Here is a 22,114-nt window from a genome sequence, read left to right as displayed (position 1 = left end):
AGACAGCGCCGCGAGGGGCGGTGGCACCCCTTACGAAGCCCCCCGAAGCCGCCGAGCTTCCGATCAGGGCAACGAGGTCGACCCGCACCACTCTGCGGTCACCCCTGGCACGGGATCGCCTGGCCGGCGTCGCGCGGCCACTGAGGCAACTCGGTGCGACGGACGGGCGTATCCACGAAGATGGCCAGGTGAAGCCGATCTACCCAGATGACGGCGATGGCGACCGGGAGGCAGTGCCCGGCCCGCCCCGCGACCCTGACGGTGCCGTCGATACCCCGCCGCGCACGCTCGACGTCGATGGACAGACGTTCGCTCTCCGTCGGAACGAGTGCGACGGCACCGACTACACCTGGCTCAGCGGGCCGAACCCCGGCTACGGATTCGGTGCGAGTCCGACACTCGGCCTGTCTCTCGACCAGCACAGGAAGAACATCCGCGACTTCCTGGCCATGGTCGACCCCGCCACCGGGCGCATCGAGGACGACTGACAGGTAGTCGGCAGAGCAGATCTTGGACACTTTCCGTCAAGCGATGACGGAAAGTGTCCGAGATTGCGAGTTCTGGCGCGTGAGGAGCCGGGCATCCGCCGCCGATCCGCTACCCGCCGTCGCTCCGGTACGTCTCGAACGCGACGTCGTGCGGCAGCACCACCGCTTGGGCGGCGATGACGCGTTCGCCGTTGAAGGTCAGTGCTGGCGACCCGTGCAGCCGATAGCCCTGATCGAGAAGGGCGCTGACGCGGGCGCAGAATTCGGCGTCGTCCGGTCCGGTGATGAGGCGGTAGCCGAGTGGCTTCGGGGATTCCGACACCCCCGCATTATTCGTCGCCGGCCGCCGCACCGTCTCGCCGACCTACCGTAGGCCCTCTGGTTGGGCCGGAGCGGATCTGCTCAGCCCAGATGGGTACGCAGGAACTCCAGTTCCAGGGGGAGCAGCCGCTCGGCGGTGCCGTTCGCGGCCATGTGCGTGGTCCCGGTCAACGGCAGCACGGCGTGCGGCCGGCCGGTGCTCAGCAGCGCCGCCGACAACCGCAGCGTGTGCGCGGCCACCACGTTGTCGTCGGCCATGCCGTGCACCAACAGCAACGGTCGGGCCTGGTCCGGGCTGGTGACCGGCTCGGCGGCCAACTCGACCAACGAATGGTGCGCGTAGATGTCCAGACCGTCTTCCGGCAACCCCAGATAACGCTCGGTGTACGCGGTGTCGTACAACGCCCAGTCGGTCACCGGGGCGCCCGCGATCCCGCAGCGGAACAGCTCCGGGTGGCGTAGCACCGCCAACCCGGCCAGCCACCCGCCGAACGACCAACCGCGTACCCCCACCCGGCCCAGGTCCAGGTCCGGGTGCTTGCCGGCGAGTGCTGTCAACGCGTCGATCTGGTCGGTCAGGATCACGTCGGCGACCCGCCGGTGGATGGCCTTCTCGAACGACGGCGCCACGCCCGGCGTACCCCGGTTGTCGATGGTGACCACCGCGAAGCCGGCGTCGGCCCACCACTGCCGTTCCAACCACGCGGCCCGCGCCGCCACGACCTCCTGGTGCCCCGGGCCGCCGTAGATGTCCAGCAGCACCGGCAGCCGCCGACCCGTCACGTGGTTGTCCGGGTAGAGCACCGCCGCCGGCAGCCGCCGATCGGTGACGCGTTCCAGCAGCGGCAGCGGAGAGTACGGCGGGGCGGCGGCGAACGAGCGCAGCTCGGCGATCTCCTTCTCGCCGCGGCGTACCGTCCAGCGCACCCCGGCATGGTCCAGCGACGCGACGCCGACGGCCAGCACGTCCCCGCCCACTGCGGCGGTGTACCAGCCGGAGTCGGTGGTGAGCCGGCGCGCGTCCACCCCGCCGCCGATCGTGGTGCGGACCCGGAACAGGTGCCGCTCGCTCGGCTCGCCGTCGCTCGCCTCCACCAGCAGGTCGGCCGGGCCGGCGGCGGCCGGCAGCCGACCCACCACCCGTCGTACGTACAGCGACGGCGGCGTGAGCAGGGTGCCGTCCGCGAAGAGGCACCTCGCGTCGTACCCGTCGTGGGCCAGTTCGCCGCCGACCAGGACCCGCCCGTCCGGCAGGTGTGCGGGGGTGCCGGCGATCGGTTCGACCCAGCGCGGATCGGCCAGTTCGGCGTGCACCTGCGTCTCGCCCGTTCGCGGGTCCACCGCCAGCACCAGCCCGTGCTGCTGCGAACGCCGCAGCACGGTGATCAACGGGCTGCCCTCACCCCAGCTGACCCCGGTGAGGTACGGGTACGTCTCCCGGTCCCAGTGCACGTCGACCCAGCCGTCGTCCAGGTCGAGCAGGTGCAGGCTGACCTCGGCGTTCGGCCCACCAGCCCGGGGGTACGCGACGGCGGTCGGCGGGCTGGCCGGCTGCGCCGGGTCGTGCAGGTGCCACCGCTCCAGGCGCGACTCGTCGACCCGGGCGGCGAGCACCATGCGGCCGTCCGGCGCCCACCAGTACCCCCGGTACCTGCCGAACTCCTCCGCCGCGATGTGCTCGGCCAGGCCCCAGCTCACTCCGGCGTCCTCGCCGGCCAACAGGTTGTCGGTGCCGTCGGGGTCGATCACCCGCAGTTCACCCCGGCGCACCCCCTCGGCGGCGTCCGTCACGTACGCCAACCGCTGCCCGCTCGGGTCCGGGCGAGGATCCAGCACCGGACCGACGGTGGCCACCTCCACCACGTCGCCGTGCACCAGGTCGGCCCGGAACAACCGCCCGGCCAGCGTGAACACGGCAACCCGGCCGGCCGCGTCCAACGCGTACGAGCCGATCCCCGCGGCGCTGAGCCGCAACCGCTCACGCAACGCCCGCTCACCGGGGGAGAGGGCCCTGACATCCCCGCCCTCACCGAGCAGGGTCGCCGGATCGGCGACCAGCCGCTCCTCGCCGGTGCCCACGTCCAGCAGCCAGAGCGCGTCCGCCGGATCCTCCGGGCCGGCGGAGCGCAGGAAGAGCACTCGGGAGCCGTCCTCAGCCACCGAGACAGCGCGTGGCGCGCCGTGGCTGAACCGGCGGGTGCGGGCGGCCAGCTCCGGGAAGTCCACACGCCAAATCGTAGAGCGGGAGCGGAGGTGATGTGGCCGACCTGGGCGGACGCGTCAGCGGTGGCCGGGCCTAACCGCCAGTTAGAGTGACCGTCGTGACGACGCTGCCCGACCGCCGCCTGCTGCTGGTCCACGCGCACCCCGACGACGAGTCGATCGGCACCGGCTCGACGATGGCCCACTACGCCGCCGACGGCGCGCACGTCACGCTGGTGACCTGCACGCTCGGCGAGGAGGGCGAGATCCACGTGCCCGCGCTGGCCCAGCTCGCCGCCGCCGAGGCGGACCAGCTCGGCGGGTACCGGTTGGCCGAGCTGGCCGCCGCGTGCGACGCGCTCGGCGTCAGCGACCACCGTTTTCTCGGCGGTGCCGGCCGCTACCGCGACTCCGGGATGATGGGGCTCGCGACGAACGACAACCCCCGGGCCTTCTGGCAGGCCGACCTCGACGAGGCCGCCGGGCATCTCGTGGAAATCATGCGAGAGGTACGCCCGCAGGTCCTCGTCACGTACGACCCGAACGGCTTCTACGGGCACCCCGACCACATCCAGGCGCACCGGGTGGCGATGCGCGCTGTCGAACTGGCCGCCGCCGAGGGCTGCGCCCCGCTCAAGGTCTACTGGACGGCCATGCCGCTCAGCGTCCTGGAGGCCGGGATGACGCACTTCGCGGAATCTTCCGACAACCCGTTCGGCGGCATCGAAGACATCGCCGACCTGCCCTTCGGCACCCCGGACGCCCAGATCGCCGCCCGGGTCGACGGCACCGACCAGCACACGGCCAAGGAGGCCGCGATGCGCGCGCACGCCACGCAGATCCCGGCCAACTCCTGGCTGTACGCCATCGCCGGCAACTTCGGGGGCGAGTTCATGGGCGTGGAGTACTTCACCCTCGCGGTCGGCGAGAAGGGCCCGGGCACCGGGCCGTACGGCTGGGAGGACGACCTCTTCGCCGGGCTACCCGCGGAAACCGCCCCGGACCGGTCCCCGGTCGCGGCGGCCGGTCTCCGGTGACAGTGCCGGCCGCACCGATGTCGGTCCTGGAGGACGAGGAAGCCCCGCCACCGGCGGGGCCGCCGCCGCGACTGCTGGACCTGGGCCTGCGGCTGGTCGGCGCGATAGTGGTGGTCCTCGCCGGAGTGCTCACCGGCGTACTGGAGTTGCTGCTCGCCACGCTCCGCGTCGGCGGGCAACTGGTCGGCGTGTCGGTGCTCATCGCCATCGGTGCCAACATCCTGCTGAGCTGGTTCGCGTACGAGGCCGTCGGCCGTCGCTGGGCGGTGGCACTGCCGGCGGTGCCCTGGTTCGCGTTGATGGCGGTCGCCGCCGTCCGGACCAACGAGGGTGACCTGTTGCTGGCCGGCGACAACTGGGTCGGGCTGGCCATGATCGTGGCCGGTGCGATGACGTTCGCGGTGATGGGATTCCGGCAGATCCTCGCCCCGCAGCCAACCATGCTCAACGGCTGACGCCCCTGAGTAGGTGGATGCTGCCGGCTGATGGCATCTCACAGGTAGGGGTGGTAGATATTCCTGCCAGGGGTGCGAACCCCGCGACGGGGCGTACGGCAGGAGGGTCCGGCGATGGACAAGCGGTGGCGTGACATCGGGGTGCTCGTGGCAGCATTGTTCGCGGTCAACGTGGTCGCCCGACTGATCACCAGGTTCGGCTTCGACGACGACGAGGCCGCCGCCGATCGGGTGTCCCTGGCGATGTTCGCGGTGATCGGGCTGATCCTCGCCGTGGTCGCCTTCCGCTGGGGTCGCCGCCGACCGCTCCCGGGCTGGGCCGCCGACATGGCCCTCGTGGTGCCGGTGGCCATGCTGCTGACCGTGCTGGTCGGGCCCCTGCTGGTCGGTCAGAACCCGTTCGACGGCGGCGCGGCGACGTTCCTCCTCCGGATCGGTTTCTACCTGCTCGCCACCGGTGCGGGGCTGCTGATCGGCTACCTGGTGCTCACCGCGCTCGGGCGTGACTACCGCTCCCAGCAGCTCAAGCGGTACGCGGAGGTCAAAGCCGCCAAGCCCCGCCGAGTCGTCCGCCGCTGACACCGCCCCGCCCGGCTCTGCCCGAGGTTGCGTCCCCCCGCCCGGACGGTGCCTGCGGCCGCTCGGCGTGCTGCTTGCACGTCGCCCTTCGGCGTGCCGCTTGCACGTCGCCCTTCGGCGTGCCGTTTGCGTGCGGCCACGCGGCGTCCCTGCTTGATCGACTCGCGTTCCTTGAGGTCGGGGGGTTCTGGGCGTCTGGATGCCGCGACTTCCGGGAAGCCGAGTGGATCAAGCCCGGGCCACGCGCCCACCGGCCCGGCGGCCGTGCCCGGCTCGGCCCGGAGCCGGCAGCGCCCCGGCCGCCGTACCGGGGCGGTCGGGGTCAGTTTGGGGCTACCCGGGTCAGGTAGGTGTGGTGGGTGACGAGGCCGAGCCGCTGGTAGAGCGCGACCGCCGCCGTGTTGCGTTGCTCGACCTGGAGGAACGCGTGTGTCGCGCCGCCCGACAGGCCCCAGCTGGCCAATTCGTGGATCACGCGGCGCGCCAACCCCTGGCGGCGGGACGCCGGTAGGACCTCGATCAGGCTGAGGCCCAGCCAGCGACCCTGGCCGGTTACCGTGCCGCGGCCGACGGCCACCAGGGTGCTGTCGGCGTACACGTGGGCGAAGCGGACCTGGGGCACTGCGGTGAGCACGTGCCGGGCGGCGTCCGGCAGGCCGCCCTTGCGGCCGGCGGCGATGGCCAGCCACTCGTCGCTGGGCGCGGTGGCCAGTTCGACGACCGCGCTGCCCGACTCGCCGGCCGGGCCGGTGCTGGGTGGTGACACGAGCGCTGGTAGCGGCGCGGTCTGCACCAGCGTCGGTGGGCGGGTGCTCCAGCCGCGGGCGTCCAGCTCGGCGCCGACGGGTGCGGCGAGGGGCAGCGGGGTGTTGATCAACGCGGGTTGGCCCAGGTCGGCGTACCAGCGTTCCACCGCGTCGACGGCGGCGGCCAGTGGCCGGTCCGGGTCGCCGATGGGCAGCGCCGAGTTGGCGCGTCCGGTCCAGCCCTCGGCGGACCGGAGCAGCCAGTCACCGAGCCGGCCCTGGGTCGGTGCCGGCCAGGCTTCGTTGGCGGCCTGTTCCAGCGCCACGACCGCGGCGGCGGTGGGCCGGCGGGTCGGCGGTACGCGTTTGGCCCGGTGGACCTGCGCCACCGGGACGCGTAGTTGCCCCTGCGCGGTGGCCAGCGTGAGATGAGTCTCGCTCAGCTCCACCAGCTCGCCCAGGGCATCGGAGAATTGTGGGCGGCCTTCGCGAATCCCCACAATCCGGCGGACCACGATTCGGTGTCCCACATCCTGCTGTCGGAGCACGATCGACCCCCTCCCCGGCGAGATACTAGGCTCTTACCGTCGCGGGAGATCGCGGCGAGTCTTGCGGAGGAGAAGACCGGTGACCTACATCATCGCCGAGCCGTGCGTAGATGTGCTCGACAAGGCATGCATCGAGGAGTGCCCGGTCGACTGCATTTACGAGGGCAATCGGATGCTCTACATCCACCCCGACGAGTGCGTCGACTGTGGTGCCTGTGAGCCCGTCTGCCCTGTGGAGGCGATCTTCTACGAGGACGACGTTCCAGAGCAGTGGAAGGACTACACCGGCGCGAACTACGAGTTCTTCGAGGACCTGGGTTCGCCCGGTGGCGCCTCGAAGATCGGCAAGGTGGAGAAGGACGCCACCTTCGTCGTCGCGCAGCCGCCGCGCGGCGAGGGCCACTGAACCGGCCCGCGCCGGTCTCGTCGCGGCTGCCCGAGTTCACCTGGGACACCCTGGACGCCGCGGCCACGCTGGCCGCGGCGCATCCGGAGGGCCTGATCAACCTCTCCATGGGTACGCCTGTCGACCCGGTGCCCGAGGTGATCCGGCGGGCGTTGGCTGACGCGTCCGATGCTCCCGGTTATCCGCTCACCGCCGGCACGCCGGCGCTGCGGGCCGCGATCGCGGCGTGGGTGTCCCGTGCCTGTGGCGCCGGTGTCGACGGTCTCGGTGTGCTGCCGACCATCGGCTCGAAGGAGCTGGTGGCCTGGCTGCCCACGCTGCTCGGCATCGGTCCGGGTGACGTGGTGGTGGTGCCGTCGATCGCGTACCCCACCTACGAGGACGGCGCCCGCCTGGCCGGCGCCACAGTCGTCCGCACCGACTCGCTCACCTCGCTCGGGCCGACCCCGAGGGTCCGGTTGGTCTGGGTCAACTCGCCCGGCAACCCGACCGGCCGGGTGCTGCCCGCGGCGCACCTGCGCAAGGTGGTCGACTGGGCCCGCGAGCGCGGCGCGGTGGTCGCGAGCGACGAGTGCTACCTGCCACTGGGCTGGTCGGCCGATCCGGTCTCGGTGCTGTCTCCGCAGGTCAGCGGGGGCAGTTACGACGGGGTGCTCGCCGTGCACTCGCTCTCCAAGCGGTCCAACCTCGCCGGCTACCGGGCCGGCTTCGTCGCCGGTGACCCGGCACTCGTCGCTGAGCTGCTCAAGGTCCGCAAACACGCCGGGATGATCGTGCCCGCGCCCGTGCAGGCGGCAATGGTGGCCGCGCTGGAGGACGAGCGGCACGCCGAGGAGCAGCGGGAGCGTTACCGCGCCCGGCGCGAGGTGCTCGCCGCGGCGTTCACCGGTGCCGGGTTCACCGTGGAGCACTCCGAGGCGGGCCTGTACCTCTGGCTGACCAGGGGTGAGGACTGCTGGCAGACAGTCGACTGGCTGGCCCGCCGCGGCATCCTGGTCGCCGCCGGTGCCTTCTACGGCCCGACGTCCGGGCAGCACGTCCGCGTCGCGCTCACCGAGTCCGACGAACACATCGCCGGCGTCGCGGCGCGCCTCGCCTGATCGCCGTCCGGGCGGTCGAGCCGTCCAGCGTCTGCGACGCGACGATCTGACTGCGCCGAACGATATCCTCGGCCCCGGACCTGGTCGGGGCCGAGGCCCCGCACCCCAGCGGGAACATCGAGGTGTGCGGATGGTGGACAGGTCGGGTGCGCGGGTGCGGGCGGCAGTGGTCGGCACCGGCCTGATCGGTGGTTCGGTGCTGCTCCGGATGGCCGCCGCCGGCGTCGACGTGGTCGGCTGGGACCCGGACGAGACGACCCGGCGGGAGACCCGCCAGGCGGGCGTACCCGCGCCGGACCGGCTGGTCGAGGCGGTGGCCGACCGGGACGTGGTCTTCCTGTGCGGGCCGTTGCCCACCCTCCCGGCGACGCTTGTCGAGGTGGCGGCGATGACCGGTGAGCGTTGTGTGCTGACCGACGTCGGTAGCACCAAGGAGCAGGTGGCGGCTATCGCCGCCGCCCAGGGGCTGACGCACCGGTTCGTGCCCGGCCATCCGATGGCGGGCACCGACCGGGCCGGTCTGACGGCCGCCCTGCCTGACCTGCTCACCGGCGCGGCCTGGGTGCTCTGCCCGGCACCCGGGCCGGCCATCACCGCGTTCCGTTGGCTGGCCGAGCTGCTGGTGGAGGTCTTCGAGGCGCGGGTGGTGCCGATGTCCGCCACCGAACACGACTCGGCTGCCGCGCTGGCCTCACACGTGCCACACCTGCTGGCCGGCGCGCTGGCCGGCGCCGTGCAGCGCGCACCGCTGCGCGACGCGATCCTCGCGCTCGCCGCCGGCAGCTTCTCCGACGGCACCCGGGTCGCCGGCACCCCCGCCGAGCGGACCGCCAACATGCTGCTCGGCAACCGGGACCGGGTGCTGGGTGAACTGTCCGAGGTCACCGCCTTCCTGGACGACCTTGCCGCCGCGCTGCGCGCCGACGACGCCCCGGCGCTCGTCGCGCACTACGACGAGGCGCGGGCCGCCCGCGCGGCGTTGCGCGACAGGCGGTTCGACGCGTACGACAGGCAGTTTCCGGCCGGCGGTGACCACGCCGAGGAGGTGTCCTGGCTGCGCGAGTTGGGCGTGGCCGGCGGCCATCTGACCGGTCTGCGCATCGACGCGGACATGGTCTCCTACACGGCGCGGCGCCCGGTGGCTGACTAGGCTGAGGGGCATGACGGTGGACGGTCCGGTGGTGCAGGTGCGCGGCGAGGCGTACCAGGAGGTGCCGCCCGAGCTGGCCCGGTTCGCGGTCACCGCGACAGCCCGCGACCGGGACCGGGAGGCGACGTTGACCCGGTTGGCCGAGCGGGCCGCGGCGGTCCGGGTGCTGCTCGACGGGTCCGGGCCGGCGGTGGCGCGGCGGGAGACCGGCGACCTGCGGGTGCGGCCGGAGACGCGGCGGTCGGGTGAGCGGGTGATCGCCTGGCACGGCAGTGTCACCACCACGGTCACTGTCACCGACTTCACGGCGCTTGGTGAGTTGATGCTGCGGCTCGCCGATCAGGACCAGGTCGAGGTGGCCGGCCCGTGGTGGGAGCTTCGCCCGGACAGCCCCGCTCACCGCGCGGCCCGGCACGCCGCGATCAGCGACGCGTTGCAGCGGGCCCGGGAGTACGCGGAGGCGCTGGGCGCCCGGGTCACCTCGTTGATCGAGCTGGCTGATGCGGGTCCCGCCGACCGGCCGATGTTCGCCCGTGCGGCCTTCGCCGCTGTCGGCGACGCGGGCGGTGGCCCGCCGGAGCTCGAGCTGGACCCGCAGCCGCAGACGGTGCAGGCGGCGGTGCAGGCGCGGTTCACCATCAGCGAACCGGTTCTGGGCTGATGCCCCCGGCCCGGGTGCTGTCAGTCGACGAGTTGGTGGCGCGGGCGTCGGCGCTGGCCGAGGCGGGCCCGCGACAGCTTCTCGGCATCGCCGGGGCACCGGGCGCCGGAAAGTCCACCCTCGCGGAGCGGATCGTCGCCGAGGTCGGTTCGGCCGCCTGCCTGGTGCCGATGGACGGTTTCCACCTGGCGCAGTCGCAGTTGGCCCGCCTGGGCCGCGCCGACCGCAAGGGTGCTGTCGACACCTTCGACGCCAACGGGTACGTCTCGCTGCTGCGCCGGTTGCACCGGTTGGAGCCGACGTCGGTCTACGCGCCGGAGTTTCGCCGGGAGTGGGAGGAGCCGGTGGCCGGCTCGATCGAGGTGCTGCCGTCGGTCCGGCTGGTGGTGACCGAGGGCAACTACCTGCTGTTGCCGGACTTCCCCTGGCAGGAGATCCGACCGCTGTTGCACGAGGCGTGGTTTCTCGACCTGGATGCCGAAATGCGGCACCGCCGGCTGACCGCCCGGCACCAGGCCTTCGGTCGGTCTCCGGAGCAGGCGCGGGCGTGGGCGCTGGGCAGCGACGAGTCGAATGCCGCAGTGATCACCCCGACCGCCGACCGGGCCGATCTGGTGGTGCGCCTGTTGGAGCAGCCGGCGGCCTGATCGCACCCCCGCCCGTCGCGTCCTGGTCGAGTTGACGGACCGGCCGGGCCGGGTTGCCGACCGCCACCACGTTGGCGGGTAGGTCGCGGGTGACCACCGCGCCCGCGCCGACGACGGTGTTCGCGCCGATCGTCACGCCGGCCAGCACGATCGCGCCACCGCCGAGCCACGCGTTGTCGCCAATGGTGATCGGTCTGGCCGCCTCCCACTTGTCCCGTCGTGGGCCAGGCTCGACCGGATGCGTCGGGGTGAGGAGCTGCACGTTCGGGCCGACCTGAACGTCCGCGCCGAGGGTGATCCGCGCGACGTCGAGGAAGACGGCGTTGTAGTTGACGAAGCTGCGCGGGCCGATCCGGATCTGCCATCCGTGGTCGCAGTAGAACGGTGGGCGGATCCAGGTGTCCTCGCCGAGATCGCCGAGGAGCTCCCGCAGGGCCGCGATTCGGGCCTGCGGGTCGGCCGCCGGGCTGGTGTTGAAGCGTTCCATCAGTCGGGCGGCCCGGTCCAGGTCGGCGATGATCTCGGGATCGTCGGCGATGTATGGCTCGCCGGCGAGCATCTTGTCCTTCATGGAGGTCACCGCCCGATCATGCCGGCCCGGTTCGTCGGCTCGTGGCAGGTCCGTCATTTTTCGGACTTCATTTTACATACTCGGTATGTAATTCTGGGTTGTCAATGTGACTCCATCCATCAAGACGCTTGACGAGGAGGATCCGTTGCACCAGGGAAGAAGATTGGCCGCTCTCGGCCTCGTGTTCGCGCTGGCGCTCTCCGCGCCGGCTCCCGTCTCAGCCGCCACCGCCGTGCCCGCCCCACCGGGCGGCACCGGCCCACAGTCCACTCCGGGTGGACCAGTCGCCAACCGCTCGACCACCGTCACGCTGATCACCGGTGACCGGGTCACCGTCACCGCCTCCGGTGCCTCGGTCCGGCCCGGCGCCGGCCGCGAGGACGTGCAGTTCCTGGTCCAGCGCGAGCGCGGACGCCTCACCGTGACGCCGACGGACGCGGTGCCGTTGCTGCGCTCCGGCCGGGTGGACCGGCGACTCTTCGACATCACCGGGCTCATCGAGGCGCGTTACGACGACGCCCACCGCAACAACCTGCCGCTGCTGGTGACGTACGGCTCGACCGGGTCCGCCCGGCGCGCCTCGGCCGCCCTGCCCGGCTCGCGGCTGACCCGCGACCTTCCGGTGATCCGCGGTGCCGCCCTGAACAGCGACAAGTCCTCCCTGGGCGCGGTGTGGGCGCAGATCACCACCGGTCCCGCCGGGGCCCGGCTCGACGCGGCGGGGGGCGTCGAGCGGATCTGGCTGGACGGCCGTCGACAGATGAGCCTGGACCACAGCGTGCCGCAGATCGGCGCGCCCGCCGCCTGGGCGGCCGGGTTCACCGGCACCGGAGTGTCGGTAGCGGTGCTGGACACCGGCGTCGACGCCACCCACCCGGACCTGGCCGGGAAGGTGGCCGAGGCGCGCAACTTCACCGAGGTCGCCGACTCTCGGGACACGGTCGGCCACGGCACCCACGTGGCCTCGACAATCGCGGGCAGCGGTGCCGCCTCCGGCGGCAAGTACCGGGGGGTGGCACCGGACGCGACGCTGCTGGACGGCAAGGTCTGCGAGGACGCGGGCTGCACCGATTCGGCGATCCTCGCCGGCATGCAGTGGGCCGCGGTCGAGAAGAAGGCCGCAGTGATCAACATGAGCCTCGGCGGCTGGGACACCCCGGAGGTGGACCCGGTGGAGGAGGCCGTGCAGACCCTGACCGCGCAGACCGGCACGCTCTTCGTCATCGCCGCCGGCAACGACGGCTCGGACGGCTCGGTCGGCTCCCCGGCCAGCGCCGACGCCGCGCTCGCAGTGGGCGCGGTGGACCGCGACGACGAGTTGGCCGACTTCTCCAGCCGGGGACCGCGGATCGGCGACGACGCGTTGAAGCCGGACATCACCGCGCCCGGCGTCGACATCGTCGCCGCACGGTCCGCCGACGGCTTCATCGGCGACCCGGTGGGGGACCGCTACGTCACCCTCTCCGGCACCTCGATGGCCACCCCGCACGTGGCCGGTTCGGCAGCGCTGCTGGCCCAGCAGCACCCGGGATGGCGGGCCGACCGGCTCAAGGCCACCCTGATGGCCGCCGCCAAGCCTCACCCGGAGCAGACCGCCTACCAGCAGGGTGCCGGGCGGGTCGACGTCGCACACGCGATCACCCAGCAGCTCAGCACCGACCCGGTGAGCGTCTCGTTCGGCCGTACGCTCTGGCCGCACAGTGACGACGCCCCGATCACCCGCACGGTGACCTGGCGCAACGACGGTCCGGCCCCGGTCACCGTGGACCTCAGCGTCGAGGGCGCCGGCCCCGGCGGTCGGGCGCTTCCGACAGGCCTGTTCCAGTTGGGCGCCAGCCAACTGACAGTGCCGGCGGGCGGCACGGCGGCCACTACCGTCACCACCGACACCCGGCTCGGCGACGCCGACGGTTACTGGACCGGTCGGATCGTGGCCCGATCCGGGGCCGTCGTCGCTGTCACCCCGCTGGCAGTGAACCGGGAGGTGGAGAGCTACACGCTCACAGTGGAGCACCTGAACCGCGCCGGTGCGCGGACGGCGGACCACTGGACGCTGCTGTTCGGAACGGACACCTACAGCGCCCGGGACCTCGTCAGTTCCGACGGGGTGGCGACCGTGCGGGTGCCCAAGGGGCACTACGGCCTGAGCGGCCTCGTCTTCGAGCCCGGACCGGAGGACGAGCAGCGCGGGATGTCCCTGTTGATGCAGCCCGACGTCACCGTCGAGAGGGACACCCGGATTGTGGTGGACGCCCGGCGGGCCAAGCCGGTACGGACGACGGTGCCGGACCGGACCGCCGTCCCGCAACTGATCGACGTCAGCGGCAACTTCACCGCCGACGACGGCAGCGGGTACGGCGTCGGGCTCTGGGCTGAGACGTACACCGGCCTGACCAGTGGTCAGATCGGCAAGCCGGTCTCCGCCGACAGGTTCGTCGCCACCGTCAGCAGCACCTGGACCACGCCGAAGCTGGCCGACAGCCCGTACCTGTACGCGCTTGCCGAAGCGATCCCCGGCCGGATGCCCACCGGGTTCGTCCGCGACTACACCCGACGGGACCTGGCCACCGTCGTGCACAAGTTCCGCGGGGGCGACCCGGGCATGACAGCCGAACGGATGGTGCTCCCCGCGTTCGAGTACAACGTCGGCAGCTCCGCCCTCATCATGCCCACTGTGGTGCCCGGCCAACGGGTCGAGTACTACAACACCAATGGTGTGAAGTGGGAGTCGGAGGTCTTCTTCGGAACGCTCGACGAGGACGGCTGGTTGATCGCGAAGGCCGCGCTCTTCTCCAACCCCACCGCGTACCGTGCCGGGCGAACGGTGCAGGAGATCTGGAACCAGGCGCCGTACGCGCCGTCGTTCCCGAAACCGCGCTGGCCGGAGCAGAGCGTCACCCGGGCCGGTGACACGATACTGGTCGACGTACCGATGTTCAGCGACGCGGCCGGGCATCCGGGTGCCTCGCTGAGCGACAGTGAGCACACCAAGCTCTGGCGCAACGGCAAGCTGGTCGGCGAGAGCGAGTACGCCGGTTACGCCAACTTCACCGTGCCGCCGGGTGCTGCGGACTACCGACTCGTCACGTCGTCGAAGCGGAGCTTCACCGACCTGAGCACCGCTGTGGAGTCCAGCTGGACCTTCCGGTCGAAGCACGTCGCCGGTGAGACGCCGGCCCGACTGCCAGTGTCGGCGATCCGCTTCGCTCCGCCACTGCGGGTCGACAACAGTGCTCCGGCCGGGCAGGGCTTCGTCGTCCCGGTCCGGGTGCAGCGTCAGCCCGGCGCGCCGGCGGCCCGGGTGGAGAAGCTCACCGTCGACGTCTCGTACGACGCTGGGAAGACCTGGGCCAAGGCGAAGCTGGTCCGTACCTCGGCCGACGGCTGGGTGGCACTGTTGCGGCATCCGGCCGGCAACGGCTACGCCTCGCTGCAGGCCACCGCCCGGGACACCGCCGGCAACACGGTGACCCAACGGATCATCCAGGCGTACCGGTTGCGCTGAGGCGTACCCCGTCCGGGTCCGCGGCTGGACGCCGCGGACCCGGCGGGGCCGTCAGTCGTTGGCGTGCAGGGCGGCGTTCAGCTCGATGCCCCGGCCGGTGCGCGGCCGGACCTCCAGCGCGCCGGTCACCGAGTTGCGCCAGAACAGCAACCCGTCGACGCCGGACAGCTCGCGGGCCTTGACCACCCGGCCGTCGGGAAGCGTGATCTTCGACGCGGCGGTGATGTAGCAGCCGGCCTCGACCACGCAGTCGTCGCCGAGCGAGATCCCGACGCCGGCGTTCGCGCCGACCAGGCTCCGCTCACCGATGCTGATCTTGTCGGTGCCACCGCCGGAGAGGGTGCCCATGATGGAGGCCCCACCGCCGATGTCGGAACCGTCGCCGACAAGCACGCCCTGCACGATCCGCCCCTCGACCATCGAGGTGCCGACGGTTCCGGCGTTGAAGTTCACGAAGCCCTCGTGCATCACAGTGGTGCCGGCGGCCAGGTGTGCGCCGAGGCGCACGCGGTCGGCGTCGGCGATCCGCACCCCGGAGGGCACCACGTAGTCGGTCATCCGGGGGAACTTGTCCACCCCGTAGACCGCCAGGTGCCGGCCGGCGGCCCGCTCGATGACGCGCAGCTCGTCCACCCGCTCCGGGGGGCACGGCCCGGCGGACGTCCAGGCCACGTTCGCCAACTTGCCGAAGATGCCGTCCAGGTTGAGCTGGTTGGGCCGGACCAGGCGGTGCGACAGCAGGTGCAACCGGAGGTACGCGTCCGAGGCGTCCTTGATCGGGTCGTCGAGCGAGCCGATCACGGTGACCACCTGCACGGTACGCAGACCAGGCAGCGGCCGGTCACCGAGCGCGGCCGGCGGCAGGTCGAGCACGTCCGCCTTGTCCTCGCCGGCGACCAGCGGCAGCTCGCCCAGGCCCAGCTTGCCGGTCGGGTACCAGGTATCGAGCACCTGCTCGTCGGCGGTGACCGTAGCCAGGCCGATGCCCCAGGCGGAATCTGCGGACGTCACTGTTACACCTCTCGGTCACGGCCGGGCTGACCTCGGCTCGCTCCTCGCGCTGACAGACCTGAAGGTACCGTGCGAACCATGGAGAACCCGCTGACCCCCGAGGTCCTCGCCGATCCGGTGCAGCTGACCCGCGCTCTGGTCGACATAGAATCGGTGTCCCTCAACGAGAAGGCGATCGCCGACTGTGTCGAGGAGGTGCTGCGGGGTGTACCGCACCTCACCACCCACCGGCACGGCAACACCCTGATGGCGCGTACCGACCTCGGTCGGTCGCAGCGCGTCGTGCTGGCCGGGCACCTCGACACGGTGCCGTTGAACAACAACTTCCCGTCGACGATGCGCGGCGACCTGATGTATGGCTGCGGCACCTCCGACATGAAGTCCGGCACCGCGTACGCGCTGCACCTGGCGGTGACCCTGCCCGACCCGCGTTACGACGTGACGTACTTCTTCTACGAGGCCGAGGAGATCGAGTCCCGCTACAACGGGCTCAACCTCGTCGCCCAGGCGTTCCCGGAGTGGCTGGAGGCGGACTTCGCGGTGCTGCTGGAGCCGACGTACGGCATCGTCGAGGCGGGCTGCCAGGGCACCATGCGCTCGGTGGTCACCACGACCGGTGTCCGCGCCCACTCGGCGCGCTCCTGGCACGGGGTGAACGCCATCCACGCCGCCGGTGAGGTGCTGCGCCGCCTCCAGACGTACGAGGCGCGGCGGGTCACCATCGACGGTTGCGACTACCGCGAGGGCATGAACGCGGTGCGGATCAACGGCGGGGTGGCCGGCAACGTCGTCCCCGACCTGTGCGAGGTCGAGGTCAACTACCGGTTCGCCCCGGATCGCACTCCGGCCGAGGCGGAGGCGCACCTGCGTGAGGTGTTCGCGGGCTTCGAGCTGACGGTCACCGACACGGCAGCGGGTGCCGCGCCCGGCCTGGACGCGGCCCCCGCGAAGGAGTTCCTGGCGGCGGTCGGTGCCGCGCCCATCGGCAAGCTGGGCTGGACGGATGTGGCCCGGTTCGCGGCGATGGGCATCCCCGCGCTGAACTTCGGCCCGGGTGACCCGAACCTCGCCCACCACCCCGACGAGCACGTCGAGATCAGCAAGATCCGCGACGGCGCGGCAACCCTGCACCGCTGGCTGGCCCCCGCCTGACCCGGACCCCCAACCCCGGCCCACCCGCCGGTGATCAAGAGGTTTGCGTCAGCCGGGCCCGTTGTCGGCGACGCAAACCTCTTGATCGGCTCCGGGTTGCGCGGGGGACGGGGAGGGCGCCAGGTCTCGGGTGCGGCGGCGTTCGGCCACCACGTCCTGGATCCGTCGCTGCATCTGGCGACGGATCCGGATCATCTCGTTGTTGCTGATCACGCTGTCTCCTCCCCCGAAGGCGCGCGCCGGGGCATACCCGGTATGTGAATAGTAAGACGTACGGGAGCGCCGAATAGTTGCCCTTGATCGCGAACAATTTCTCGGCGTCCCCGCCCCGCGCACCCGACCGGTGCTGCTCCACTACGGTTGCCCCATGAGCCAGAGCAACGGGCGGGAGGCCGGTCGCGGTCCGGGACGGGAGCGGCATCGCGGTGCGGTCACCCTGCGCAGAGGGGCCATCCCGAGCAGCACCGCCGATCAGCGGCTGCTGGATTCACGGGGGCGGAGCGACTGGAAGACCAAGGACGCCTGGCGCGCGCTGCGCATTCTCGCCGAGTTCGTCGAGGGCTTCGACACACTCGCCGACCTGCCGTCGGCGGTCAGCGTCTTCGGCTCCGCCCGCAGCCTGCCGGACAGCGCCGAGTGCCAGTTGGCCGAGCAGTTGGGCGACGCGCTCGCCCGAGCCGGCTACGCGGTGATCACCGGCGGTGGACCCGGAGTGATGGAGGCCGCCAACCGGGGCGCCAGCGAAGCCGGCGGGCTCTCCGTGGGGCTCGGCATCGAGCTTCCGTTCGAGCAGGGCCTCAACGACTGGGTCGACCTGGCCATCGACTTCCGCTACTTCTTCGCCCGCAAGACGATGTTCGTCAAGTACGCGCAGGCGTTCGTCGTGCTGCCCGGCGGGTTCGGCACCATGGACGAGTTGTTCGAGGCGCTCACCCTTGTGCAGACCGGCAAGGTCACCCGGTTCCCGGTGGTGCTCATGGGGGTCGCCTACTGGCAGGGTCTGATCGACTGGCTGCGCGACACGATGGCCGTCACCGGCAAGATCGGGCCGGTCGACCTGGACCTGATCTGCCTCACCGACGACGTGAACGAGGCGGTCCGCTACATCGTCGCCTCGGAGGCCGCGCTCTCCGCCGAGCAGGAGGCGGTCCGCGAGGAGGCCGTCGCCCGTACCGGTGCGGACCAGCAGGCCGCCGAGCAGGCCGCCGAACAGGCTCGGGACCAGGACTGATGGCGGCGATCTGTGTCTTCTGCGCCTCCTCCCGTACCCTCGATCAGCGCTGGTTGGATCTGGCCGCCGAGACCGGCGCGGAGCTGGCCCGGCGCGGGCACACGCTGGTCAGCGGTGGTGGCTGCGTCGGCATGATGGGCGCCCTGGCGGACGGCGCCCGGTCCGCCGGTGGGCGCACCATCGGCGTGATCCCGCAGTCGCTCGTCGATCTGGAGGTCGCCGACCTGGCCTCCGACGAGTTGCTGGTGACCGACTCGATGGCCGGCCGCAAAACCCTCATGATCGACAAGTCGGACGCCTTCCTCACCCTGCCCGGCGGGCTGGGCACCCTTGACGAGTTGTTCGAGGTCTGGACGACCGCCACCCTCGCCCTGCACGCCAAGCCGATGGTGCTCATCGACACCGACGGTTTCTACCGTCCCCTGTTGGACTGGCTGGACGCGCTGACCGACCAGACCTTCCTCAAGCCCGCCGGCCGCGACCTCCTGACGGTCACCACCACCGTCCCCGAGGCCCTGGACGTCCTGGAATCCCACCTGACCTGACCGCCGCCCCGCTCTCTTCCGCGTCGATCATGGAGTTGGCGACGCTTCTGTCGGCGTGTCGCACCGCCAACTCCATGATCGACGGAGGTGGATGGGGTGGGGTGGGGCGGGAGTGGGGCGGGGGAGTTCGTTCGGGTGGGTGTCGTACGGGTCTGATGGGATGAGTTGATGCAGGCGTACCGGTTGGTGCGGCGGCCCGGTGGGCCGACGCGGGGGGACGGGGCGACGCCTGACAGTGCTTCGGTGTCGGGCACGTCCGCGGGCGGTGTCGGCTCTCCGGCCGGGCCCGATGGTGCGGCCCGGCCCGAACCGGCGGCCGGTGGCGGCGGCTGGCGGGCCGATGCGGTCCAGACCGAGGTCGTCGGGCACACCGACGGGCCGATGCTCGTGCTCGGTGGGCCGGGCACCGGCAAGACCAGCACGCTTGTCGAGGCGGTCGCCGCCCGGGTGACCGAGGGGGTCGACCCCGAACGGATCCTGGTGCTGACCTTCGGCCGGCGAGGCGCCACCGCACTGCGGCAGCGCATCGAGGCCCGGGTCGCGCAGGACGGCCACCGGGTGCTGCGCGAGCCGCTGGTGCGCACCTTCCCGGCGTACGCCTTCGGTTTGCTCCGCCGTGCCGCCGCCGAGCGGGGTGAGCCGTCGCCCCGGCTGCTCACCGGCCCCGAGCAGGATCTGATCATCCGTGAGCTGCTGGACGTGGTGGGCGAGGAGCCCGAGGACGACCCGGTCGGCTGGCCGACCGACCTGCGCCCCGCCCTACGGACCAGGGCGTTCGCCGGGCAGCTACGCGACCTGCTCATGCGCGCCGCCGAGCGCGGCGTCGGCCCGATCGACCTGGCCCGGCTCGGCGACAAGCTCGGCCGCGCCGACTGGCCGGCCGCCGCCCGCTTCCTCCGGGAGTACGTCTCGGTGCTCGCGCTGCGCGACGTCAGCAACCGGGGCTCCATCGCGTACGACCCGGCGGAGCTGGTCCGGGCGGCCACCGGGCTGCTGCGCGACGACGAGGAACTGCTGGCCGCCGAGCGCCGTCGGCTCGCCCACGTCTACCTCGACGAGTTGGCCGACACCGACCCCGCCCAACTGGAGCTGCTCTCGGTCATCGCCAGCGGCGGCAAGTCCCTCGTCGCGTTCGCCGACCCGGACTCGTCCACGTACGCCTTCCGCGGCGCCGACCCGGCCGGCGTGGCGACGTTCCCGCACCGTTTCCGGACGGCCTCCGGGGCGCCGTCCGCACAGGTGCTGCTGACCACGTCGTACCGGGCCGGGCCGGGCCTGCTCGCGGCCGTCGCCCGGCTGGGCCGTCGGCTGCGGGGGCCGGCCGCGCACCGTCGGCTGCACCCCCTGCCGGACGCGCCGCCCGGGGTGGTCGAGGTGCACACGTTCCGCTCGGCGACGAGCGAGGCCGCCTGGCTGGCCCACGCGCTGCGCTCGGCCCACCTGCTCGACGGTGTGCCCTGGTCACGGATGGCGGTGCTGGTGCGGTCGACCGCCCTGCAGTTGCCCACCCTGCGACGGGCGCTGCACGCCGCCGGCGTACCAACGGTGGTGCACGGTGAGGACCTTCCCCTGCACCTGCAACCGGCTGTCGCGCCGCTGCTGCTCCTGCTGGGCTGCGCGCTGGAGCCGGAACGGCTCGACGAGGAAGCGGCGGTCGCGCTGCTGCACTCGTCGCTGGGTGGGGCCGACCCCCTGGCCGAGCGGCGGCTGCGGCAGGGCCTGCGGGCGCTCGCGCTGGCCGGCGGTGACCGACGCCCCTCCGGGGAGCTGATCGTCGAGGCGTTGCAGGACCCGGAGGAGTTGGGGGGCATCGACCGGCGCTGGGCGGAGCCGGCGCAGGCGGTGGCCGGGCTGCTGGCCATCGCACGCGAAGCCGCCGACCGGCCCGGTTCGACAGCCGAGGACGTGCTCTGGGCCGTCTGGCACGCCAGTGGTCTCGCCGAACGGTGGGCCGGCGCGATCAACCAGGGGAGGCCGGAGGCCGGCGAGGGAGACCTGGCCCGGCGACGGCGGGCCGAGGCGGCCGACCGTGACCTGGACGCCGTACTGGTCCTCTTCGACGCCGCAGCCCGGTTCACCGACCGGCTGCCCGGCGCGCGTACCGAGGTCTTCCTCGACCACGTGCTCGCCCAGGACCTGCCCGCCGACACGATCGCCCCGACCGCCGACAGGGGTGCGGCGGTACGCCTGCTCACCGCGCACGCGGCGAAGGGCCTGGAATGGGACCTCGTCGCGGTGGCCGGCGTACAGGAGGGCATCTGGCCGGACCTGCGACTGCGCGGCAGCCTCCTCGGCTCCGAGCGGCTTGTCGACGTGCTGGCCGGCCGCTCGGTCGACGGCGCGACAGCGGCGAACGTGGTGGGTCAGACCTCGGCGTTGCTGGACGAGGAGCGTCGGCTCTTCCACGTCGCCATCAGTCGGGCCCGGCACCGGCTACTGGTGAGCGCCGTGGCGTCCGCAGCCGTCGGCGGTGACGATCACGAGGAGCAGCCGAGCCGGTTCCTGCACGAGTTGGGCCCGAGCACCCCGCCCCCGTCCACGCCGTCCACGCCTCCGCCTGGCCCGAGCACGCCTTCGCCCGGCCCGTCGAACGGTGGTGGGGCAACCGATCCGCCGACACCGCCGGGCCCGCGAGCCGGCGGCCCACCGCAGGTCACGGCCGTCGACGCCGCTGCCACCAGCGGTGCGACAGGCGACGAGGAACCGGACCGCCCCGGGGCGCTGCCGGTCACCCGCCCACCCCGGGCGCTCACCCTGCCGGCGTTGGTGGCGGAACTGCGTACCGCCATCACCGACCCGGCCGCCCCGACGGCCCGGCGGCGCGCCGCGGCAGCCGAACTGGCCCGGCTCGCCGTCGCCGGGGTGCCCGGCGCGCACCCCGACGACTGGTGGGGGCTGCGGGTGCTCTCCGACGACCGGCCGCTCGTCGACGACGGTGACCCGGTGCGGGTCACCCCGTCGGCAATGGAGAGCGCGTTGCGGTGCAGCCTGCGCTGGCTGTTGGAACGACACGGCGGTAGCGGCCCGACAAGCACGGCGCAGGGGGTGGGCAACCTGGTGCACGCCGCCGCGATGCTCGCCGAGGACGCCAGCGCCGACCGGGGCGCGCTGCTCGACTACGTGGCCGCCCGCTTCGACGCGATCGAGTTGGCGGCCCGATGGATGGCCGGGCCGGAACGGGAACGCGCCGAGGCGATGGTCGACAAGTTGCTGCGCTGGCTGGCCACCAACCCGCGTCGGCTGCTCGCCATCGAGCACGAGTTCGCCGTCCGCCTGGACGACCCGAATCGGCCCGTGGACCTCACCGGTCGGGTTGACCGGTTGGAGGTCGACGAGGCCGGGCGGCTCGTGGTGATCGACCTGAAGACCGGCAAGTCCACTGCCGTCACCGGCACCGACCTGGCGGAGCACCCACAGCTCGGCGCGTACCAGGCGGCGGTGGAGGCGGGGGCGTTCGCCGAGTTCGGTGACGAGTCCGGGGGCGCCGCGCTGGTGCAGCTCGGGACGTCCGCCAAGAACGCCAGGGAGCAGAATCAGCCGGCGGCAGGCGAGGGGCCGGCGGCCGGTTGGGCGACCGCGCTGGTCCGGAGGACCGCCGATACGATGGCAGCCGCCACGTTCGCCGCGGTGGCCAACTCGAAGTGCCGGGTCTGCCCGGTGCGCACCAGCTGCCCGGTCTCCGGTCAGGGGCGTCAGGTCGTCGAGCCGCCCACCGTCCGGCGCACCCGTGAGGGCGAGGAGTGAGCTTGCGAGCCCCGC

General features: G+C 72.4%; 20 protein-coding genes. 14 read left to right on the top strand and 6 right to left on the bottom strand.

The features are described from left to right. The first annotated feature begins 188 nt into the window (after nucleotides 1-188). The gene (locus ABZ406_RS06275) at nucleotides 189-488 is read left to right on the top strand and encodes a hypothetical protein (RefSeq protein WP_357756240.1); all 300 of its coding nucleotides are present in this window, start codon (nucleotides 189-191) and stop codon (nucleotides 486-488) included. A gap of 109 nt (nucleotides 489-597) precedes the next feature. Here the strand turns inward: ABZ406_RS06275 and ABZ406_RS06270 are convergent, their stop codons facing one another. Continuing rightward, nucleotides 598-810 carry a DUF1737 domain-containing protein gene (locus ABZ406_RS06270; protein WP_357756239.1) on the bottom strand — a complete coding sequence of 71 codons (213 nt, stop codon included), beginning with the start codon at nucleotides 808-810 and terminating at the stop codon, nucleotides 598-600. Between the two features lie 80 nt (nucleotides 811-890). Continuing rightward, the gene (locus tag ABZ406_RS06265; RefSeq protein ID WP_357756238.1) at nucleotides 891-3,035 is read right to left on the bottom strand and encodes a prolyl oligopeptidase family serine peptidase; all 2,145 of its coding nucleotides are present in this window, start codon (nucleotides 3,033-3,035) and stop codon (nucleotides 891-893) included. Nucleotides 3,036-3,121: 86 nt separating this feature from the next. Here ABZ406_RS06265 and mshB point away from each other — a divergent pair, with 86 nt between their 5' ends. The 3 genes from mshB (at nucleotide 3,122) to ABZ406_RS06250 (ending at nucleotide 5,082) form a co-directional block, all read left to right on the top strand. Next, nucleotides 3,122-4,048: an N-acetyl-1-D-myo-inositol-2-amino-2-deoxy-alpha-D-glucopyranoside deacetylase gene (gene mshB, locus ABZ406_RS06260; protein ID WP_357756237.1), complete on the top strand. Its 927-nt coding sequence runs from the start codon at nucleotides 3,122-3,124 to the stop codon at nucleotides 4,046-4,048. 17 nt (nucleotides 4,049-4,065) lie between these two features. Beyond that, nucleotides 4,066-4,503 (top strand): hypothetical protein, encoded by a 438-nt coding sequence (locus tag ABZ406_RS06255; RefSeq protein WP_357756236.1) that lies wholly within the window; start codon nucleotides 4,066-4,068, stop codon nucleotides 4,501-4,503. Nucleotides 4,504-4,617: 114 nt separating this feature from the next. Continuing rightward, entirely contained in the window at nucleotides 4,618-5,082 is a 465-nt protein-coding gene (locus tag ABZ406_RS06250) for a hypothetical protein (RefSeq protein ID WP_357756235.1), read from the top strand. Between the two features lie 322 nt (nucleotides 5,083-5,404). On the opposite strand, the gene ABZ406_RS06245 is transcribed toward ABZ406_RS06250, so the two are convergent. Further along, on the bottom strand, nucleotides 5,405-6,376 hold the full coding sequence (locus ABZ406_RS06245) for a GNAT family N-acetyltransferase (protein WP_357756234.1): 972 nt from the start codon (nucleotides 6,374-6,376) through the stop codon (nucleotides 5,405-5,407). Nucleotides 6,377-6,455: 79 nt separating this feature from the next. On the opposite strand from ABZ406_RS06245, the gene fdxA reads away from it, so the two are divergent. From fdxA to ABZ406_RS06220, 5 genes are all read left to right on the top strand, one after another. Continuing rightward, complete coding sequence (fdxA, locus tag ABZ406_RS06240; RefSeq protein WP_357756233.1) at nucleotides 6,456-6,782, top strand: ferredoxin; 327 nt, start codon at nucleotides 6,456-6,458, stop codon at nucleotides 6,780-6,782. Then, entirely contained in the window at nucleotides 6,779-7,882 is a 1,104-nt protein-coding gene (gene dapC / locus ABZ406_RS06235; protein ID WP_357756338.1) for a succinyldiaminopimelate transaminase, read from the top strand. Before fdxA ends, dapC begins: the two co-directional genes overlap by 4 nt. A 130-nt stretch (nucleotides 7,883-8,012) precedes the next feature. Continuing rightward, entirely contained in the window at nucleotides 8,013-9,032 is a 1,020-nt protein-coding gene (locus ABZ406_RS06230; protein WP_357756232.1) for a prephenate dehydrogenase/arogenate dehydrogenase family protein, read from the top strand. A gap of 10 nt (nucleotides 9,033-9,042) precedes the next feature. After that, nucleotides 9,043-9,693, top strand: coding sequence for an SIMPL domain-containing protein (locus ABZ406_RS06225; RefSeq protein ID WP_357756231.1), 651 nt, complete (start codon nucleotides 9,043-9,045; stop codon nucleotides 9,691-9,693). Then, nucleotides 9,693-10,340, top strand: coding sequence for a nucleoside/nucleotide kinase family protein (locus ABZ406_RS06220; RefSeq protein WP_357756230.1), 648 nt, complete (start codon nucleotides 9,693-9,695; stop codon nucleotides 10,338-10,340). The genes ABZ406_RS06225 and ABZ406_RS06220 overlap by 1 nt, the downstream gene beginning before the upstream one ends. Here ABZ406_RS06220 and ABZ406_RS06215 read toward each other — a convergent pair. Further along, nucleotides 10,279-10,911 (bottom strand): sugar O-acetyltransferase, encoded by a 633-nt coding sequence (locus ABZ406_RS06215; RefSeq protein WP_357756336.1) that lies wholly within the window; start codon nucleotides 10,909-10,911, stop codon nucleotides 10,279-10,281. The genes ABZ406_RS06220 and ABZ406_RS06215 overlap by 62 nt on opposite strands. Nucleotides 10,912-11,017: 106 nt before the next feature. Here ABZ406_RS06215 and ABZ406_RS06210 point away from each other — a divergent pair, with 106 nt between their 5' ends. After that, nucleotides 11,018-14,416, top strand: a complete 3,399-nt coding sequence (locus tag ABZ406_RS06210) for a S8 family serine peptidase (protein WP_357756229.1) — start codon at nucleotides 11,018-11,020, stop codon at nucleotides 14,414-14,416. Nucleotides 14,417-14,467: 51 nt separating this feature from the next. On the opposite strand, the gene dapD is transcribed toward ABZ406_RS06210, so the two are convergent. After that, a complete protein-coding gene (dapD, locus tag ABZ406_RS06205; RefSeq protein ID WP_357756228.1) occupies nucleotides 14,468-15,427 on the bottom strand; it encodes a 2,3,4,5-tetrahydropyridine-2,6-dicarboxylate N-succinyltransferase in 960 nt (319 codons plus the stop codon). A 78-nt stretch (nucleotides 15,428-15,505) separates the two neighbouring features. Between dapD and dapE the strand changes: the two genes are divergently transcribed. After that, nucleotides 15,506-16,579, top strand: a complete 1,074-nt coding sequence (gene dapE, locus ABZ406_RS06200) for a succinyl-diaminopimelate desuccinylase (RefSeq protein WP_357756227.1) — start codon at nucleotides 15,506-15,508, stop codon at nucleotides 16,577-16,579. A gap of 48 nt (nucleotides 16,580-16,627) precedes the next feature. Here the strand turns inward: dapE and ABZ406_RS06195 are convergent, their stop codons facing one another. Then, complete coding sequence (locus ABZ406_RS06195; RefSeq protein WP_357756226.1) at nucleotides 16,628-16,792, bottom strand: hypothetical protein; 165 nt, start codon at nucleotides 16,790-16,792, stop codon at nucleotides 16,628-16,630. 154 nt (nucleotides 16,793-16,946) lie between these two features. Here ABZ406_RS06195 and ABZ406_RS06190 point away from each other — a divergent pair, with 154 nt between their 5' ends. The 3 genes from ABZ406_RS06190 (at nucleotide 16,947) to ABZ406_RS06180 (ending at nucleotide 22,099) form a co-directional block, all read left to right on the top strand. Further along, the gene (locus ABZ406_RS06190) at nucleotides 16,947-17,810 is read left to right on the top strand and encodes a TIGR00730 family Rossman fold protein (RefSeq protein WP_357756225.1); all 864 of its coding nucleotides are present in this window, start codon (nucleotides 16,947-16,949) and stop codon (nucleotides 17,808-17,810) included. After that, on the top strand, nucleotides 17,810-18,355 hold the full coding sequence (locus tag ABZ406_RS06185; protein WP_357756224.1) for a TIGR00730 family Rossman fold protein: 546 nt from the start codon (nucleotides 17,810-17,812) through the stop codon (nucleotides 18,353-18,355). The genes ABZ406_RS06190 and ABZ406_RS06185 overlap by 1 nt, the downstream gene beginning before the upstream one ends. A gap of 168 nt (nucleotides 18,356-18,523) precedes the next feature. Beyond that, nucleotides 18,524-22,099, top strand: coding sequence for an ATP-dependent DNA helicase (locus ABZ406_RS06180; protein ID WP_357756223.1), 3,576 nt, complete (start codon nucleotides 18,524-18,526; stop codon nucleotides 22,097-22,099). Nucleotides 22,100-22,114 lie beyond the last annotated feature (15 nt).

It is taken from the genome of Micromonospora sp. NPDC005710, from assembly GCF_040630995.1.
In the GTDB taxonomy this organism is placed as follows: Bacteria; Actinomycetota; Actinomycetes; order Mycobacteriales; family Micromonosporaceae; genus Micromonospora.
This window is presented reverse-complemented; position numbering and strand designations above follow the sequence as displayed.